This is a genomic window from Clostridium zeae (assembly GCF_017312485.1).
GTDB lineage: Bacteria > Bacillota > Clostridia > Clostridiales > Clostridiaceae > Clostridium_AR > Clostridium_AR zeae.
This window is the reverse complement of the sequence record NZ_BMBA01000001.1, coordinates 560,165-578,932: the sequence shown is the minus strand read 5'-3', so window position 1 is coordinate 578,932 and position 18,768 is coordinate 560,165. Positions and strand designations below refer to the sequence as shown.

The following is an 18,768-nucleotide window of genomic DNA, read 5'->3' as shown; positions in this document are numbered from 1 at the left end:
CTGTTATGGTTAGCGCATTTTTGTTTATGAATCAAGTATGAGGTTGGCGTACAAATAAACAAAATGATACCATTTAATCAGAAGTTTATTAATAAATTTATAATGGAAAATATAAATAGAGGTGTTGTATATGGTGAACGAATTAATTTCTGAGATAAATTTCCGTGGTGCTAATTTTGTTAAAACAGTTGATATATCAAGGTTACCTGAAAAAGAAAATATGGGGTACGATACTGCCATTTTAATAGGAATACTTCTAAGTCCCGAATTTATCCTGGGGCTTTCAAAAGAAACGATAGCAGTCCCTTCCGAATTTTGGGAGAAGGAACACCGCGCTCAAGAACTTGCAGAGTGGGTGGCAGATTTTATTGTTGGAAAAGGATATAAAGCCTTTGCTCAATCAGATGGAAATCTAATAAATGGATACTTTGAGGAAGCTACAAAAACCAGTGTACTCCCACATAAGAAAATTGCCATATTATCAGGATTGGGATGGATCGGAAAAAACAATTTGTTAATTGCTGAAGAATATGGATGTGCATTTTGTATGTGTACCGTTTTAACTAATGCGTCATTATCGATTGAAAATAAAAAGGTAATAATGCCTAAGTGCGGTGGTTGTACTGTTTGTAAAGATATATGCCCTGTAAATGTAATTCATGGTACTACTTGGGAACCGAATATGAATAGAGATTTAATAGTTGATGTATATCACTGTAAATGCTGTTTAAAATGCCTAGTACATTGTCCGTGGACACAAAACTATATGAAGAGTAATATAACATTATAAGGCAAATTAATTCAGAACTTTCTTATTATAAGTTAACATAAATAAAAACTAATAATTACTTGAAACACTGCAGTATTCAAAATGAAGCTTGCGGTGTTTTTTTATAGCTATACAAGAAAAATTATGATTAATATTTGAGGACTAAGACACGTGGATGTTCAGTATGTATTGGATGATTATATGAAAATACTGTAAAATAAATCTGCATCTGTAGATATTATAGTAATATGTGTAATATAATTACAATTGTAAAATAAATACAAGCAAAGAATTTATATATTTATGGTTTAGGAGAGGATTATGAATAAACGAATAGGAATGTATTCAGCTATTGTCACATTAATTGGAGTCATTGGTTTTGCAGTGTCAATGCTTTTAGGAAAGGATGTAGGAAGTTATCTTTTCAGTCTTTTTATTTCATGGGGATTTGTTCCTATGATATGTTCTTTCTCAGCAAACGGTACTAAAGAAAATAAAGCTGCAGGGTACACGGCAATCGCCTTTTCTTCTGTATATGCTGTGCTGGTTGGATTAGTTTATTTCGCACAATTAACCACTATACGATTAGCTAAATTAAATGAACAAGCAACTGCTATATTGAATTATAAGAACCTCGGCAGTCTGTTTTTTAATTATGATCTATTTGGGTATGCATTCATGGCGCTATCAACCTTTTTTATAGCTTTTACCGTAGAAGTTAAGAATAAAAAAGATAAATGGTTAAAAACACTTCTGTTAGTTCATGGAGTTTTTGCAGTGTCCTGTATCATAATGCCTATGCTTGGTGTCTTTAATGCAGATATGAAGGGTGGCAGCATTATCGGTGTTTTAGTTTTAGAGTTTTGGTGTGCTTACTTTGCTCCTATATGTATCTTGGCTTATCAATATTTCAAAAAGAATGAAGAGAATTAGTTATTAGAGCAGTAAGGTGAAATATTTATATAAGATGAAATTTGATTAAATATATATACAAGAGGTGTATGCAATGGCAGTTTTAATCAAACCGTGCTTTATTTATGATGTATTATGTTATGCCGGACAAAGATTTCTCGAACTTGAGGAATATTACCTAGAGGAACAAAAAGAACTAATTTATAAAACGAATAAAGAAATAGAAAAGTATAGTATAGATGACTTTAATCGCAATGGACCTAGCATGTCTTCAATGTGCATGGTACTCAGTTGTTTTACTGACAATAAGAATATAGATAAATTAACTATAAAAGACTTGATAGAAATTATAAAACAGCCTGAAGAATTATCACAACTAGTAAATGAACGGCTAAAAGATAATGATTTTTTACTTAACGATGTTAAATACACGATTAAATGGCTTGAAGAGGGAGGAACTGCTGGGTACGTTAAACTTCTAGAGGGCTTAGATAATATAAATTTTTATAAAACCTGGGTGGATGAGGCGTTGCCTAAAGCAGAAGAGGAATGTGTAAAACTAAAGGATAAGATAAGCCAATATGATTTGGATAATATTTTTAGAGACATCCTTAGACTAAGGAACGAAGATAGGATTGATGATGTTAATATATTTGTGTCTTTCTTCAGTCATCCAGTGTGTTTCAGTCTCTATAATAAGAGTTTTTTAAGTAGTTGTTTATCAGACTTTGTAGATGGTAAAATGTTTGTCCGAATTATTGCTCATGAATTAATGCACGGTTTTTCAAATGGTGAGACAATTAATATCTTAAGGGGACTTGTTAGTAAAGATGATTTTCTTAACAAGACCTACAAGACCTTGGTTGAAAAATACTCTGGTGCTGAAGAGGAGCAATTTGTAGTAGCAGTAGAATATTACTTATCTGTAATAAACAGACTTTCTACATATGAGGACATTATTGAAATAGCAAAACAAAGATACGGAGGCTGCATGCCGATTTCCTTGATTATTTTTAACTTACTAGTTCAAGAAAAATCAGTACCTGTAAACTATAATCTTTGGCTCTCTCAAAAATTTAATTCTGGCTGCATAAATGGCGATAATATCGAAAAACAAATTGAAGAAATAGCTCCAGGGTTCATTAATTGTTATGAAAAAAGTTAGAAAAAGATACAAATATAAGCCTATGGAGGTGTAATTATGTTAGTATGTCCAACATGTAAATGCGAATATGAAGAAGGGTATACATTCTGCAATGACTGTAACTGTGAGTTAGTTCAAGTACCAGAGGTTTCTAATGAAAATATAATTGTTAATAAGGTTCCAAAGAAAGTGGTATTAACTGTAAGGTCATTAATTTCTGTGGCTGTATTTGTTGTTGGTATTATAATTTTAATGAGTAGTATAAATTTAGCAGATGCTGAAATGGCCAATATTATGAAGAGTCATGGTGGCAGTATGGATACTAGCTATTATTTGATTTATTTGGAACAGTCTATAATAAAATACAGGACACTTGGCTGTATATTATCAATATTGGGCGGTTTGGGTGTATTGATAAATACAAGAATTAAGTGATAATAGTAAATTATCATACATTAAATTTTATGTTTAAAGGGAGATCTTATTGAAACATCAAGTTACATGATTTTAAGATTATATAAATAATTTCATGATGCTTTTTAGTCGCAATTTGAAAAATATTGCGACGTAACATGTGAAATTTAGAATACGAACAATGCTCTTTGAAAATTGAATAATGCAGTAAAAAAATTATTTTAAAATACTCTAAGGTCTACAGTTTTCTTAGAGTTAATTGGTGTAATATGGTATAATAAATGATAATTAAGACAGAGTAGTAGGAAATTGCGAATTAAGTTGGTTTATATACTATATATAATACAACACAAAAACATTAATTTAATAGAATACGGGGGATAGAGAAATGAAATTTATGGGTCCTATTATACTGGTTGAAAATCTTGAACTTTCAAGGAATTTTTATGAAAAGATTTTAAAGCAAAAAGTAATATATGATTTTGGAGTAAATGTTTCTTTTGAAAGTGGTTTAGCAATTCATTTAAGAACTCACTTTGAAGAAATACACAGAATGAAAGGTTCTCGTATGATTTCATACGGGTCTAATAGTGTTGAGTTAAATTTTGAAACAGAGGAATTAGATGATATATATAATGAACTCAAACAATTAAAGGTCGAATTTATACATGAAATACAAGAAGCACCTTGGGGGCAAAGAGGGATAACTTTCTATGACCCTGATAAACATATTGTATCAATAGGAGAAGCAATGGAAGGTGTAGTAAATCGTCTTTATAAACAAGGACTATCCGTTGATGAAGTAGTTAGCAAAACTGCCATGCCAAGGGAATTTGTTGAACAAGCAATTAAATATGTACTTAATTAGAAAGAGTATTTCATAGATGATGGTAATTGTAATATATGTAAATTGTAAAGATTTAAATTTCATTTAGAACTTGGTTTCGATGAAAGAAATAGGGAAGTCAGTTCTAAGAAAAATCTGTGAGGATAAAATTTTGTTCGCAATCTTCTTATTTAACGTCATGTAAATAAAAAACTAATAATTAATTAAAACACTGCATTATTCATAATTGAGTTTTGCAGTGTTTTTACGTCGTAATTCAAGAATAAGGCGTCGTAACTAACTATATTATGTCTTGGTGGAAATTGTTTTTTGATGATATAATTACAAGGTGTTAAGTAATAGTAGTAGATAAATAATAACTACTTATTATTTATAAATTGAACGTCAGAGAATAATAAAGAATGGAATGAAAAATGGAGAAATTATGAATAAACGAGAGAGGATTCAAACAGTCTTTTTATATGGAGTTTTCATTTGTTATATACTTTTTTTAATTAAATTATTGTTATTTTCAAGAGTTTCGCTTTTTGATTTGTTTAATAATCAAAGGAATTCAGAGAGGTCAATCAATCTCATTCCTTTTTATAGCATTAAGGAATATATATTTAGCAATTCGGCCACTATAAAAAGATTCGCTTTTAGTAATGTGGTTGGCAATATAGTTATCTTTATGCCTCTTGGTACATATTTGTTATTATTCAAGAAAAATAAAAAAGTAATAAACAATCTGTTCTTTATATTCATAGTGAGTTTATTTATAGAAATCATTCAGGGGATTTTAGGCATTGGAGCATCTGATATTGATGACATAATTTTAAATTGTTTGGGTGGACTAGTTGGCATATTAGGGTACAAGTTTTTATTGTTTATATTGAGGGATAAGAAAAAAGTACGTGTTGCTATTACAATACTTTCTGCAATAGGATTACCTGTTTTATTATTTCTATTATTCAAGGTGAGATTGAGATTATGAATATTTACTTGAAACACCGCATTATTCAAATGAATCTTGCGGTATTTTTACGTGGTAATTCAAGAAGATTATGACAAAAGTCATATGCGAGCATGACTATTTGCAGTATGTTTTAATCAATATTTTGCATATAATTGAATTGGAAATAAAATGAAGTTAGGTTAGGGGGGGAAGCGTATGAAAATACAGTTATTAGGGAACTGTACAATATTATTATCAAGTAAAAATTCACAAATATTATTTGACCCATATTTTAATAATTTCGGAAACTTATTTTATAAGAGAACCGCTTCAGTTTCAACTTATTATAAATCTATTGACCACCTTGACGCAATTTTACTTAGCCATGAGCATTTTGACCATATGGACATAATGTTTTTGAACAAATTTAAAAACAAATGTCCTATATATTCTCCAAAGGGGTCACTAAAACCATTAATTTTTAAGAGTAAGTGGATTAGAAAAGGTGATGAACTTAATATAGGTGATTTTTCAATAACTGTTGTACAAGCCAATCATTTATGTCCTACTGTTGGATATATTGTTAGAGCAGAAGGTTCAACAATATATTTTTCTGGTGATACTTATTATGGAAAGTTCATGAAGAGTATATCTGAAAAATTTACAATAGATATCGCAATGTTAACTGTAACACGATATTTGCTACCAATGACAATGGGAGAGAAAGGCATGCTAAAATGTTTAAATGACTTAAAGCCTAAATATTTTATTCCAATACATCAAGATATTGCACAAAGATTTTCACTTAATAATTCTAAAATATCTTTTAGCAGACTAAATGATAAGATTATGGAAGAAAATTTATCTACTAAGACAGTCTGGCTAAATAATGGAGATGAATTTAAAGTAACACCAATAAAAAACTAATAATTACTTAAAACACCGCATTATTCAAATGAATTTTGCGGTGTTTTTACATAATACGTTAGCTTATTAAAATGGATCTATATTTAAGACAGTTTTTTCAGGGTATGGACTAGTTTTGGACTTAACTGTAACTGTAAAGTCGTACCTTATGCCTAAGGCTTGACTTGATGGTATAATTGCAATTATTTTTATTATTTTGCTTGTATTAGGGGCTAAGTTGGACATAGCAGGTAAATCAGCACTATATAAAGTATTTGGTGAGATATCAGCTATTTTAACATCGTCAATATAAAGCTTATAAGATATAGCAACTTTTTGTATAGTTAACGTAAAATCGTCGTAGCCTCCGCCAGTGTTTTTAAAATAGGTTAGTATCTCTGCTGTACCACCAGGTGGTGTAACTAAGAAAGAAGTTGATGGATTTAGTGCATATAGTGGGTTTGGATTTAGAGAAACCCCAGGTTGCAAAATACAGCTGAGCACATTACTTTTTTCACCGCTATATACTTTGGTAGGAGATATATCATTGTAATAGGCTACAGCGGTAGCTTGTGTATTGATTGTGGTACCAGCTTTTAAATTTGATTTAGGAAGCAGAGTGAAAGTAACGTAGCCAGAAGAGCTTGAAGCTAGCATTGGTATAGTTATAGCAAGTTTTTTTGAAGATGAATTATAAACAGCACTACATAACACTGAGGCATCTAGTGAAGAAAATAAAAAATTAGTGTCTATCGGAATTTCTATAGTTCCATTTACTATGCTGATAGCACTATTGTTTTGAAAAATCAATTTAAACTGCATTATAGCATTGGTGTTTATATTTGCCTTCTCAGTATATACAGTAGAAGTTGTCTTGTCCGTTGCGTTTAAATTCATAATAATATTTGGATGATTAACTGTTATGGTTAAACTCTTACTAATTGTACTAAAAGCTCCTCCTTGTATTTGTTGATATAAGCATTGAACAGTATTGGTTTGAGTTGAGGTTGTTGCATTAACACTCTTATTTGCATTACTTATTTTACTGGTAAAGATATAAGCTATAGTTTGAGCTTTTAATCTACCATCTACAGTGCCTTCACTAGGAAAAGTTACAATATTAGAAGAGACAGCAGGTGTAATATTAGTTCCATTTTTATAGGAAGGTCCTACATATATCTGTCCGCCGCTTGGAAGGGTATCTCTTATAAAAAGTCCATAGGCTATAGTTCCTTCAGGAACGGTTACTGTTAGTTCGTAGGTTATAGGGGAACCTACCTTAAAAGTATCGTTATAATTAGTTTTTGTTAGAGTAATCGCTGCTGAAGCTATTGTAACTGAAGCACTTTTGTTTAGACCAGTGTATTGAAAATTAGTTGAGGATGGGTTATAAATTTGTGAATAAGGATTAGTGGTAGTTGCTGTAGTTGTTAAACTAATGCCAGGAGCAAGTTGTGAGTTTATTGTAACTTTGTAGGTTAAAGCTATTGAACTACCTGGAGAGAGTTTATTTATATAGAGAACAACATTACTTCCTTGAACAACTGGAGGATTATAGTTCCCAGAACCAGTTACTTTTAAACTATTCAAATCAATTGTGAACCAGCTTGCTAATAAAGCATCTGTTAGTGTAAAGTCGAAGGCATCGGTTTCAGTTCCTAAATTATTAGAATTGCTTATGGTTATGGTATAAGTGTAAACTTCATTTGCTTTTATAGCATTTTTATTAGGACCTAGTACAGTTTTAGTTAAAGTTAGATTTGGAGCACCTATATTGAAATTTACTTGAGAACGACCACTGTATGCATTCCCATAGGTGTTAATACCTTTAAGTTTCATAAGGTTTGCATTTTGTGAGGAAGAGCCAAGCAGTGCTATAGGTACCTTAAACTTAATAGTGCTTGAAGACATTCCTGGAATATCACCATAATAGAAATCTATACCATGAGGACTTATGAGCTTTGGAGAAGTAATAGGCTTAACTCCAGAGTATTCATAAGAAAGATTATCTATTGGATCAGCAGATAGCGGAAAAAAGTCATCTATATAAACTTCTTTTTGAATAGCCTTTAGTGAAGAAGCATTATAGCTTAGGTTGTATTCAGCAAGGTCACCAGGAGCTAAAGTATTTATATTTTTCCGAGTTCCATCCTTATAATAGGCTCTAACAAACTGCTTAGTTATTTCACCAATAGCAATTGAGCAGCTAACACTGGAATTATCAGAGACTTGACTTAAGTTTGGAACAAGAGCACCTGTAATGTCTGTAGTAGCTAAAAATGGATCGGATGCGACTACAGGTAGATTCAAACCCTGACTATTAAATTTATATCTATAATAGCTATCGACCTTGGCATTAATGGTAACACTCTTACTAGAGTTTTCAGTGGCTAGTGAAAAATTGTAAGTTAAATAGAACCCTTGAAGTGTAGGATTATCTAAAACTGAGGTTGGATTAACTGAACTTGATATATAGTAAATTCCATCAGGGATGAAGTAGTGTACAAGTATACTTTGAATATTGTAGTACTGACCTACTTTAAATACATAGGTGTAGCTTACATTATTCTGTACATCAACATTAGCTTTATTTATAGAGGTGGTTATTATTAAGTCCATGGCTGAAAATTTAGTGCTGCTATCAGAACTAGAGATAACAAGTGGATCAGCTGAAACCATATTAACTGACATATTAAGAACAGTACCGTGAGTAATAAAACCTCCGGTATTATTATTATACTGATTCCAAACTGCATAGCTAAAGGTTAAGGTAGTGCTGCTGCTTACTGAAAGATTTATATTACCAAAGTACAGCTGAGTATAAAGCTTTCCATTTTTACTAATTAGGCTTACAGTAGGAGAATTAAACTGAGAGGCATCTGTTCCTGAAACTGAAAGGTTACCTATATATCTTATACCGTCATCTAAAAGCATAGTTATATTCACTAAAGAAGAGCTTATAGAATTGTTAGTGAACTTGCAAGTGGCTGTGGTAACCTGAGTATAGTTAGCTTGGGAAGCAGATGTTCCAGCACCCTTCAATACCTTTCCTGATGTAGCTATAGTGCTTGAAAATCTAATTGTAGTAAAGGTCATAGATATGCTCTGTGTGATAATCTCATTGTTTATATCGTAAATACCTCTCGGCATCGTATCAGCTTGGCAACTTACACTTATATTTGAGAAGGTATATCCAAAAGGAACATAGGTACCATTCTTAAATTTAGTATTACATTTTACTGTAATACTAAATAAAAAATTGATTTCCATTGGGGCTAGATCTTTAATATTTACCCATGAGTAGGTTGTGCTATTATCTGAATTTGAAGTTGTAGAGGTTTGAGGTAGCGTGGAGGAAGAAAGCGACATTCCATCAGGTAAGGTTAAAGTAAGCCCTAAATTATATAATCTTTGGGTAGAACTAATATTTTTAATGCTTATATCAAAAGCAGAAGTATTTCCTACTATAATTGGTACATTTTGAGTTTTGTCAATACTCATAGTAAGTATACTAGAAGGCATAGTGATACCACTCCTTATAAGTTTTATGCTTCAGTATATTCAGATTTAGTGGTGTTTGCTTAAATTTATGATTAAAAAATCACAATGCTGTAACGTATATTTGTTTTTAAAAATATCATATAAGGAGGCTTTTTATAGATGAGTCATTTGGAAGGCATTGTCTGAAGATATGTTTTATCTGTATATAAGGCTTATAATACTATGACTAAGAAAAGGAGAAAAGCAAATGGCAACTATAGAACGATTTTCAGCAATTGACAAATGTCAATTGGTGTCAACAGGAAACTCGTTAGTTGTATGTGGAAGCACTACTGCGCCAGATATAAATACATCTGACCTTATAAAAACAGATGGAACCACTACAAGAGATTGGACTCAAGCAGGGAGTACAGCAAGCTTAGATATTTTATCTAACAGCACAATAAGATATGCAGAACTCGTATGGTACTCTACAGTATTTAGTAATGTGTCAGGTGCTTTAGATCTTAGGAGTGTGCAAGATACTCCTATAAGTTTTACAACGCCAAGTGGTAGTTACTCAATAACTCCAACCTATACTGAAAGTTATACTTCAATTTCTGGAACCATAGATAGGTTTAGAGCTGCAGATGTTACCTCTTTAGTAAAGTCTGCTTTATCAGGGAGTTATTCAGTTATCGGTGTACCTATAAGTGTACCAAGTACAGGACTTAGTAACTCAAGAGGTGGATGGACTTTAGTAGTAATATATAGAAACGACGTCTTTAAGCCACAGAAAATTATATATAGTTCAGGTATAGCAGTTGCAACTCCAAGTACACCGCTTCAATATGCAGTCACTGGCTTTACAACTGGAGCAGATCAAGGAAATCTTAGAGGAAGTGTAACTTTAGTTTGCGCTAATGGTGAGCCCCTTAGTGGAAGCGAAATTGTATCAGTTGGGCCATCCTTTGCTGAGCTTACTAATATAGGTAATTCTGTAACTAGTCCCAATCCTAATCCAGGAACATCACCTAATAATCCAGGAAATAACTTTTTCACTGGAGCAATTAATGTAGCTAATCCACTAAGCAGCAGTAATGGACTTTTAAATATCATAGGTACTAATGGAATAAATAACAATGATGGGTTTGTACCTACACAAAAATTAGGAGCTAGAAATAAATGGGATATAACTAATGTAGATATATCTAAAACCTTAGTTCCTAATCAAACCTTATTAGCAGGACAGATAACAGAAGTCGTTGAAGGCGATGGAGTACAGCTTGTTGCTATAGGAACACAGGTACTTTCAAAGGCTCCAAATATAATTGCAACCTTAAATCTATACGATATTGATGGTGATGGAGAGTACAATGTAGAAGTAGGAGAAACTTTAGTTTATGCAGTTAAAATAAGAAATGATGGTGATTTAGCAGCAAACAATGTGATAATATCAGCATTACTTGATTCAACTACCTCATTTATACCAGGTTCAGTTACTATAAATGGAGTAGCCTATCCTTCAGCAAATATTTCAAATGGAATAAATCTTGGAACAATAAGTGCTAGAGGTATAGTAAATGTACTATTCACTGTAAGGATGAATTCAATTCCAGTTGGTGGAATGCTCCATCAAAATGTGAATTATAACTATCAATTTACCTCAGGCTTAGATAATATAACGAACTACGGAGCCACTAATACTATTGAGGTAATAGTACAGGACGGTTTATTATCAATAACAAAAGCTTCTTCAAAAAATAATATAACAATTGGAGATACTGTAACTTATACTGTAAATATTAAGAATATAGGAACAGAGCTTGCTTTAAATATGTTCTTTCAAGATAAGCTTGATGCAGCTTCATCTTTTGTAGATGGTACAGTGTTAATTAATGGAACAGCTTATGGAAGCTATAACCCTGTAGCAGGCTTTACTTTGTCAAATTTAGCTGTTGGAGATAGTATTCAAATAGTATTTCAAGCAAAAGTGAATTCATTGCCAGCTTCAACAAAGGTTACAAACGTAAGCTGTATATCTTTTGGATATATATATAACCAATTCGGATATTTAAGAGAAAAAACTATATTCAGCAATTCAACTTCTATTCAAGTTCAATATGTAGAAGTTATAGGAGAAAGATGTAATAACAATAATTATCCGAAAGTTGGAGATACAGTAACTTATACACTAAGTCTAACTAATGTAGGAAATCAACCTGCAACAAATGTTCAAGTCTTAGAACCTCAAATCCCAGGTGCTTCTTTTGTAAGTGGAAGTGTTGTGATAAATGGAGTTTCAAATACCAATCTCAATCCTTTTACAGGCTTCACTTTAACAAATCCAATAAATCCAGGTCAAACCACAGAAGTTCAATATAAGGTACTGATAAATAATCTTAATCCTGCAGATTTAATAGAAAATATTGCAAAGGTTCCATTTAAATATCAAATAAGCTCTGGTGGGACAGTTATAGATGCAGAAAAGGACTCTAATAAAGTTGATACAGTTGCTAATTTTGTATGTATGAATGTAAATAAAAGCGTAGACAAAGCCTATGCAGAAATCGGAGATATACTATACTATAAAGTTGACGTAACTAATGGTGGTAATATCAATGCTTTTAACACTGTATTTTTAGATAGTCTACAACCAGAAGTCTCCTTTGTCACAGGATCAGTAGCTATTAATGGTATCTCATATTCTTCCTATGATCCAACTAGAGGTTTTACTATTGGAAGTGTATGTCCAGAAGAGGTTGTTGAAGTAACCTTCCAAGCAAAAGTAAATACTATACCAGTTCCAAATATAATTTATAACCAAGCAAGTTTGGTATATAGTTACAAGCCAGATCCTAATGGCAGTGTTTTATCAGGTACTATTTTATCGAATACAGTTCAGACTATTATAAATAAAGCCCAATATACAGTAGTTAAAAGTGTAGACAAAGCTTATGCTGAAGTTGGAGATACTATTGTATATACAATAGCTATAAATAATACAGGAACAGTTCCTCTAACTAAAATGAAGTTTGCAGATTTTCTTGGAGTATATTTAGTATATTATACAGGAAGTCTTTATATAAATGGGGTTAATTACCCTGAGCTTGATCCAAGCAGCCAATTTCCAATAAATGATATGAATCCTGGAGATACTACAACAATCGTCTTTGGAGCAACAATCATAAGTAATCCTCCAGTGGGATATATCTCTAATGTAGCTGAAGTAACCTTATCTTATAAACAAAATCCAGATAGCATGGAAGTAACTAAGACAGAGTATTCTAATGAAGTGAAAACCTATGTTCCAAATGCGGTAATTGCACTTCTTAAATCTGTAGATAAAGCTTATGCTTCAGTGGGGGATATCTTAACCTATAGCTTTACAGCTACAAACACTGGAAACACTAATATAATTAATACTTTGTTTTCTGATATTATCCAAGCAGAGGCTTCCTTTGTTTCAGGTTCAGTAATCGTAAATGGAGTAAACAAACCTAATTATGATCCACAGGCAGGATTTACCTTAGGAACACTAGCAGCTGGACAGGTGGTGTCTGTAGAGTTTAAAGTGATAGTAAACAGCTTACCGACTCCAAACACCATAAAAGATAGTGGAACAGTGAATTTTAGCTACTATGTAGATCCAGCACAGCAGCCTATAAGTAAAACTACTAACAGTAATACAGTAACTACTATAATAAGCTCTTATTCAGCAACTCTAACTAAAGTAGTAGATAAGGCTTACGCAACAATAGGTGATGTTTTAACTTATACAATAACTGCAAATAATACTGGTACAGTGACGTTATCAAATGTTAGTTTTATAGATACGCTTACAAATGGTGCAACCTTCCTGCAAGGCTCAGTAGTAGTTGATGGAGTAAGTAAACCAAATGCAAATCCTTTAACAGGCTTCACTATTAACAATATATTACCAGGTGGGAATACTGTTATATTATTTAAGGCAACCGTAACAAGTGTTCCAACACCAGCACAGATTAAGAATACTGCTTATATTGCTTTTAAATATCAAATGAGCCCAACCTCACCATATTTGGATGGAAGTTTAACTAGTAATACTGTAACTACTAATATAACTACGATATCCGTTACTAATACAAAGAGTGTAAGCAAGGTTTATGCAACAGTAGGCGATACCTTAACTTATACTTCAACAATTGTTAACAATGGTAATACTAATCTTATCAATACAACCTTTATTGACAATGTTCCAAATAATACTACTTTTGTTGGTGGTTCTGTTAAGATAAATGGAGTTTCTTATACTGGATATGATCCTAATCTAGGATTTACCTTGGGAGTTATAAATCCAGGAGGTACTGCAATAGTAACCTTCGACGTAACAGTAAATAGTGTTCCACTAAATGGCTTTGTAAACAACTCATCTGTTTTAAACTATCAATATAAGATAGATCCAAATGGTCAGCCTATATCAGCAAATGTTACAAGTAATACTGTCACCACCTTTATCAATCTGGGTGATATGACAATTACTAAGACAGCAGATAGAACTATTGTAAGAATTACAGATGTAATAACTTACAATTTTGTTTTGTCTAATGCTGGAAACACTGCACTTAAGAATATACTTTTCAAGGATATTATTCAAGCTGAGTCATCATTTAATAATGGATCAGTTTATGTAAATGGAGTAAACAGACCTAGCTTTAATCCGAATACTGGCTTTGTGCTAAATGACATTCCTGTAGGGCAGCAAACAACAGTAAGTTTTACAGTAACTGCAAATGAAATACCACAGAATAATATCTTATTAAATAAAGCTGATGTGACTTATAGCTATTATGTTGATCCTAATGGAAATCCAATAACAAATACAAAGTCCTCAAATACAACTACGGTATATGTTTACAACACTATAGTATCTGCTAATAAGCTTGTAGACAAGGCAATAGCGAAGCTTGGTGATACTTTAAACTTTACTATAGCCATAAAGAATGAAGGTAATGTTCCAGCTCAGCATGTATTCTTCCAGGATATTTTGGATTCACAAATATCTTTCATAGCTGACTCAGTTTATATTAATGGAATACAAGAGCTAGGCTATAATCCTAACAATGGCTTCAATTTAAGTGATATTGCAGCAGGAGCAACTACAACTGTAACCTTCGCTGCAACAGTAGTAAGTAGGTCAACTGATAATTTAATATTAAACTATGCTACTATTAACTACGACTATACTGTAGGTACAGAAGTTATCACAGCTACAATAAATACAAATACGACTCAAACCTATGTAGCAGTAGGAGAGTTAACTCTTACAAAATCCGTTGATAAGGTTTATGCAACCCTAGGAGATAACTTAGCATATACAGTACTTGTTAAAAATACTGGGTCTGTAAATGCAACTAATATAAGCTTCAAGGATTTGATTTCAGCTTCAGCAACCTTTAACAGCGGAACTGTAGTAGTAGATGGAGTAGCTCAGTCCACTTATGATCCAAATATTGGGTTTACTTTGACAGACTTAGCACCAAACGGATATCATACTGTAAGCTTTACAGTAAATGTTAAAACTTTGCCTCAAAGTGGTAATATTAATAATACTGCTGATGCTACCTTCACTTATAAGCTTACACCAACAGACAATCCAGTTACTATAACAACTACTTCTAATACTGTAACTACCTATATTAGGATTGGTAATCTAACAGCTACAAAGGAAGTTGATAAAACCTATGCTACTATTGGTGATATCCTTAATTATACCGTAACCATAAATAATACAGGCAATTCCAATTGCTTTGCTGTATTCTTTAAGGATATAATCCAAAATAATGCAAGCTTTGTAAGTGGTTCAGTAAAGGTTAATGGGGTAACACATGTAGACTATAACCCAATAACTGGATTTAATTTAGAGGATATACCTGGATACGGAAATGCAGTAGTTACCTTTGCTGTTACTGTTCAAACCTTACCTCAAAATTATATTATCTATAACAATGCTACAGTAGGTTACAAATATTATATTAATCCTGCAAATCCTCCTGTAGTAGTAGAGGCAATAAGTAACACTGTATCAACTCTTATAAATGTTGGAGCTTTAACTGCAACTAAGGCTGTCAGCAAAGCATATGCTACTTTAGATGACTTAGTTAGCTATACAGTGACTATTTTAAATACAGGAAATACCACAGCTAAGAACGTAAACTTTAGAGATGTAATACCACAAGGTTTAACCTTTGTCACAGGTTCAGTAACAATAAATAATGTGTCTTATCCAAGTTTAAACCCATACTCTAGTTTTACTTTAGGTAATATAATTGCGGGAGATACCGTAGTTGTTAGCTTTGATGCTGTTGTAACTTCAATACCAACACCATCCCTTGTAAGCAATACAGCTAACATTACCTTCTCTTATAGAATAAATCCTAATGGACCTGATATACCTGTTATAGTAAACTCAAATGCAGTAACAACTCAGATAAATCAAGGTTCAATAACTCTTAATAAAACTGTAGATAAAGCATTTGCAACTATGGGATATGTATTAACTTACACTATAGTTGTGACAAACACTGGTAATGTAAGAGCAGATAATGTCATATTTACAGATAATCTTCAAAGTGATATAAGCTTTAATCAAGGTTCAGTAAAGATAAATGGAACTACAATGCCTGATTATAATCCAAATGCAGGCTTCACTTTAGGAAATATTGAACCTCTGAGCCAAGTTATCGTAGTATTTACAGCAACAGTAGTGGATGCACCAACTCAGGATGCAGTATTAAATACAGCTTTTGGAACCTTCTCTTATAAGATAAATCCAAATGGCTCGTATTATAATAAAACAACACAATCTAATACAGTATCAACGATTATAGTAAAACCTAATCTTAATGCAACAAAAGTAGTAAATAAGGCGTATGCAACCTTGCAAGATCTCTTAAATTATAGCGTATTAGTTAAAAATACAGGAAATACACCTATTTCACAATTATTCTTTGGTGATTTCTTATCTGATGGAGCAATATTTAAAGCAGGAACAGTTACTATTGATGGAGTAAGCTATCCAACTTATGATCCACTAATAGGCTTTAACTTGCCAAACAATCTTCTAGCTGGATTGACTTCTTTAGTTGAATTCCAAAGTATAGTGACAAGCTTACCAATTCCTCCAGTTGTAACAAACTATGCAGTATCAAATGGTTTATATTATGTAGATCCAAATGGACCTACCTATCCTATAAGTGCGACCTCAAATACTGTAGCTACAAATATTAATATTGGAAGTCTTTCAAATATTAAGACAGTAGATAAGCTTTATGCAAAGGTAAATGATACTGTAACTTATACTTCAACTATAATAAACACTGGTAATGTCTATGACACTAATATCTTTTTCCAAGACTTATTACAAAATGAATTAAGTTTTATAACTGGTACGGTATCAGTAAATGGTGTGATATATCCAACGTTAAATCCACAAACAGGTTTCGCTTTAGCTGATTTAGCACCAGGGCAATCTGTGACAATAGTCTTTACTGCAAAAATAACTGCTCTTCCAACCCCTGCTTATGTAGTAAATAACTCTCTAGTTAATTTTAGTTATAAGATTGATCCGAGTGGCACTTCTATAACAAAGAATCAACAGAGTAATACCGTTACAACTAATGTAGTGTTAGGAAAGTTAAATGTAGTTAAGACTGTAGATAAGCCAATAGCAACTATTGGAGATACTCTAACCTACACTATAACTTTAACAAATGTAGGAAATGTTATAGATAGTGAGGTATTCTTCCAAGATAATCCTTCTGAAGGAGTAAGCTTCGTAACAGGCTCTGTAAAAGTAAATAACGTAAGTCAGCCAGGTTACGACCCAACAGTTGGCTTTAGTCTAGGGGATATAGGTGTTGGTAATGTTGTTACAGTACAATTTAAAGTAAATGTAGTAGCTGTACCTTCGACAAATCAAGTGACCAACCAAGCTGTTGTACCATTTAAATATGTTGTAGATCCAAAACAACCTCCATTTAGTGATACTGCTTATTCAAATACAGTAACCACAAATATCGCGTATGGTAATTTAAACGTAACTAAAGCTGTAAACAAACAATATGCAACAATAGGAGAGCAGCTCACTTATACCATCACAATTGTAAATACTGGTAATATCGATGCGACTAATGTTGTATTTGTAGATCCAACTCCTCACAACTCAATGTTTGTAATTGGTTCAGTAACTGTAAATGGAGTAGCATACCCAAGCTATAATCCATCAGCAGGTTTCAATCTTAATACAATGACTCCAGGTCAGATAATTACAGTAGTATATAAGGTTGAAGTTGTGAATTTATGTTAAGGGTTTAAGCAGATAAAATAATAAAAACAGCCTGTTCAGAGCATATTTGAACAGGCTGTTTTGTTATTTTTAAATCTTAATGTATTTCAAGTAATATCAGGCTTTGAATTAATAATCTGTTGTTTTCTAAGATTACCTTTTGAAAGTTATCTACATGGAATTTTATGTTATTTATTTCCTCAAGATTTAATAAATTCATACTTTCTGGTACTAGAACAGAAACTATAAAACTATCGATAAAATCATCAGAATAAAAATTCATTTTTGAAGTTTTATTAAGCTTATCAACTATACAAAACAAGGTGTAATCAATATTTCCGATTAGGATTAATCTTAAGCATTTTGTTAAAGGAGAAGAGGCTACTGATATTATAGGAGTTGAAACTAACTTTTTAATAGACAATGAAATATCCTCTGTAATGTCGATATCGTCTATTAGTTGATTATCTTTAAAAGGTAGATTTAGTATGCTTAAAATATCAAACTGTTTGAAGATTGCTTTAATATAAGTAGTGGCAATATCGCTCTTCAATATTATTCTTGTTGGAGGAAGTTCAATATTAAAAAGATAATCATAGGCAATTTCAAAAAAATTATATACATTTTTACAGGAAGAGTCCTCATTAATAAGCATTTGAAAGTTTACTAATATTTCATCACAAGGATGCAAATCGCCAAGATATAAACCTTCCTCTGGAAAGGTACAGGGGATACTTTTGTTATTTACATATAAGGTATTGACTACAAAACTAGTTAGAAAAGATTTATGATCTATGAAAGTTATATTTTCAATCAGTTTATTCGATATGTTTTTTATAGTTACTGTATAAGTTAGCAGATCAAATACTACTGCTTCAGATTTGTTGACACAAATTGTTAAGTCTAAAACCTTATCGATGATTTTTGTGCAAACCACATTGCTAACTACAGTTTTTTTTATCCTATGTCCTCTTGGTCTTAATTTGTAATCAAAATCAGCTCTGCAGATATTAACCACTTCCATAGAGTACCTACC

Annotated in this window: 10 protein-coding genes; 8 read left to right on the top strand and 2 right to left on the bottom strand. The window is 32.1% G+C overall.

Features of this window, described 5'->3' with window-relative positions; all coding sequences use genetic code 11:
* The first annotated feature begins 130 nt into the window (after positions 1-130).
* The 7 genes from J3477_RS02660 (at position 131) to J3477_RS02630 (ending at position 5,947) form a co-directional block, all read left to right on the top strand.
* The gene (locus J3477_RS02660; protein ID WP_206868005.1) at positions 131-790 is read left to right on the top strand and encodes an epoxyqueuosine reductase; all 660 of its coding nucleotides are present in this window, start codon (positions 131-133) and stop codon (positions 788-790) included.
* 300 nt (positions 791-1,090) lie between these two features.
* Positions 1,091-1,702, top strand: coding sequence for a hypothetical protein (locus tag J3477_RS02655; protein ID WP_206868004.1), 612 nt, complete (start codon positions 1,091-1,093; stop codon positions 1,700-1,702).
* Positions 1,703-1,775: 73 nt separating this feature from the next.
* Entirely contained in the window at positions 1,776-2,846 is a 1,071-nt protein-coding gene (locus tag J3477_RS02650) for a hypothetical protein (protein ID WP_206868003.1), read from the top strand.
* A gap of 36 nt (positions 2,847-2,882) precedes the next feature.
* Entirely contained in the window at positions 2,883-3,260 is a 378-nt protein-coding gene (locus J3477_RS26040) for a hypothetical protein (protein ID WP_228731189.1), read from the top strand.
* 367 nt (positions 3,261-3,627) lie between these two features.
* Complete coding sequence (locus tag J3477_RS02640) at positions 3,628-4,107, top strand: VOC family protein (RefSeq protein WP_206868002.1); 480 nt, start codon at positions 3,628-3,630, stop codon at positions 4,105-4,107.
* Positions 4,108-4,510: 403 nt separating this feature from the next.
* Positions 4,511-5,059 carry a VanZ family protein gene (locus J3477_RS02635; RefSeq protein ID WP_206868001.1) on the top strand — a complete coding sequence of 183 codons (549 nt, stop codon included), beginning with the start codon at positions 4,511-4,513 and terminating at the stop codon, positions 5,057-5,059.
* Positions 5,060-5,236: 177 nt separating this feature from the next.
* Complete coding sequence (locus tag J3477_RS02630) at positions 5,237-5,947, top strand: MBL fold metallo-hydrolase (protein WP_206868000.1); 711 nt, start codon at positions 5,237-5,239, stop codon at positions 5,945-5,947.
* A gap of 66 nt (positions 5,948-6,013) precedes the next feature.
* Here the strand turns inward: J3477_RS02630 and J3477_RS02625 are convergent, their stop codons facing one another.
* Complete coding sequence (locus J3477_RS02625) at positions 6,014-9,448, bottom strand: isopeptide-forming domain-containing fimbrial protein (protein WP_206867998.1); 3,435 nt, start codon at positions 9,446-9,448, stop codon at positions 6,014-6,016.
* A gap of 226 nt (positions 9,449-9,674) precedes the next feature.
* Here J3477_RS02625 and J3477_RS02620 point away from each other — a divergent pair, with 226 nt between their 5' ends.
* Entirely contained in the window at positions 9,675-17,753 is an 8,079-nt protein-coding gene (locus J3477_RS02620; RefSeq protein WP_206867996.1) for a DUF11 domain-containing protein, read from the top strand.
* A gap of 76 nt (positions 17,754-17,829) precedes the next feature.
* Here J3477_RS02620 and J3477_RS02615 read toward each other — a convergent pair whose 3' ends face one another.
* Positions 17,830-18,756: a hypothetical protein gene (locus J3477_RS02615; protein WP_206867995.1), complete on the bottom strand. Its 927-nt coding sequence runs from the start codon at positions 18,754-18,756 to the stop codon at positions 17,830-17,832.
* Between the last annotated feature and the right edge of the window lie 12 nt (positions 18,757-18,768).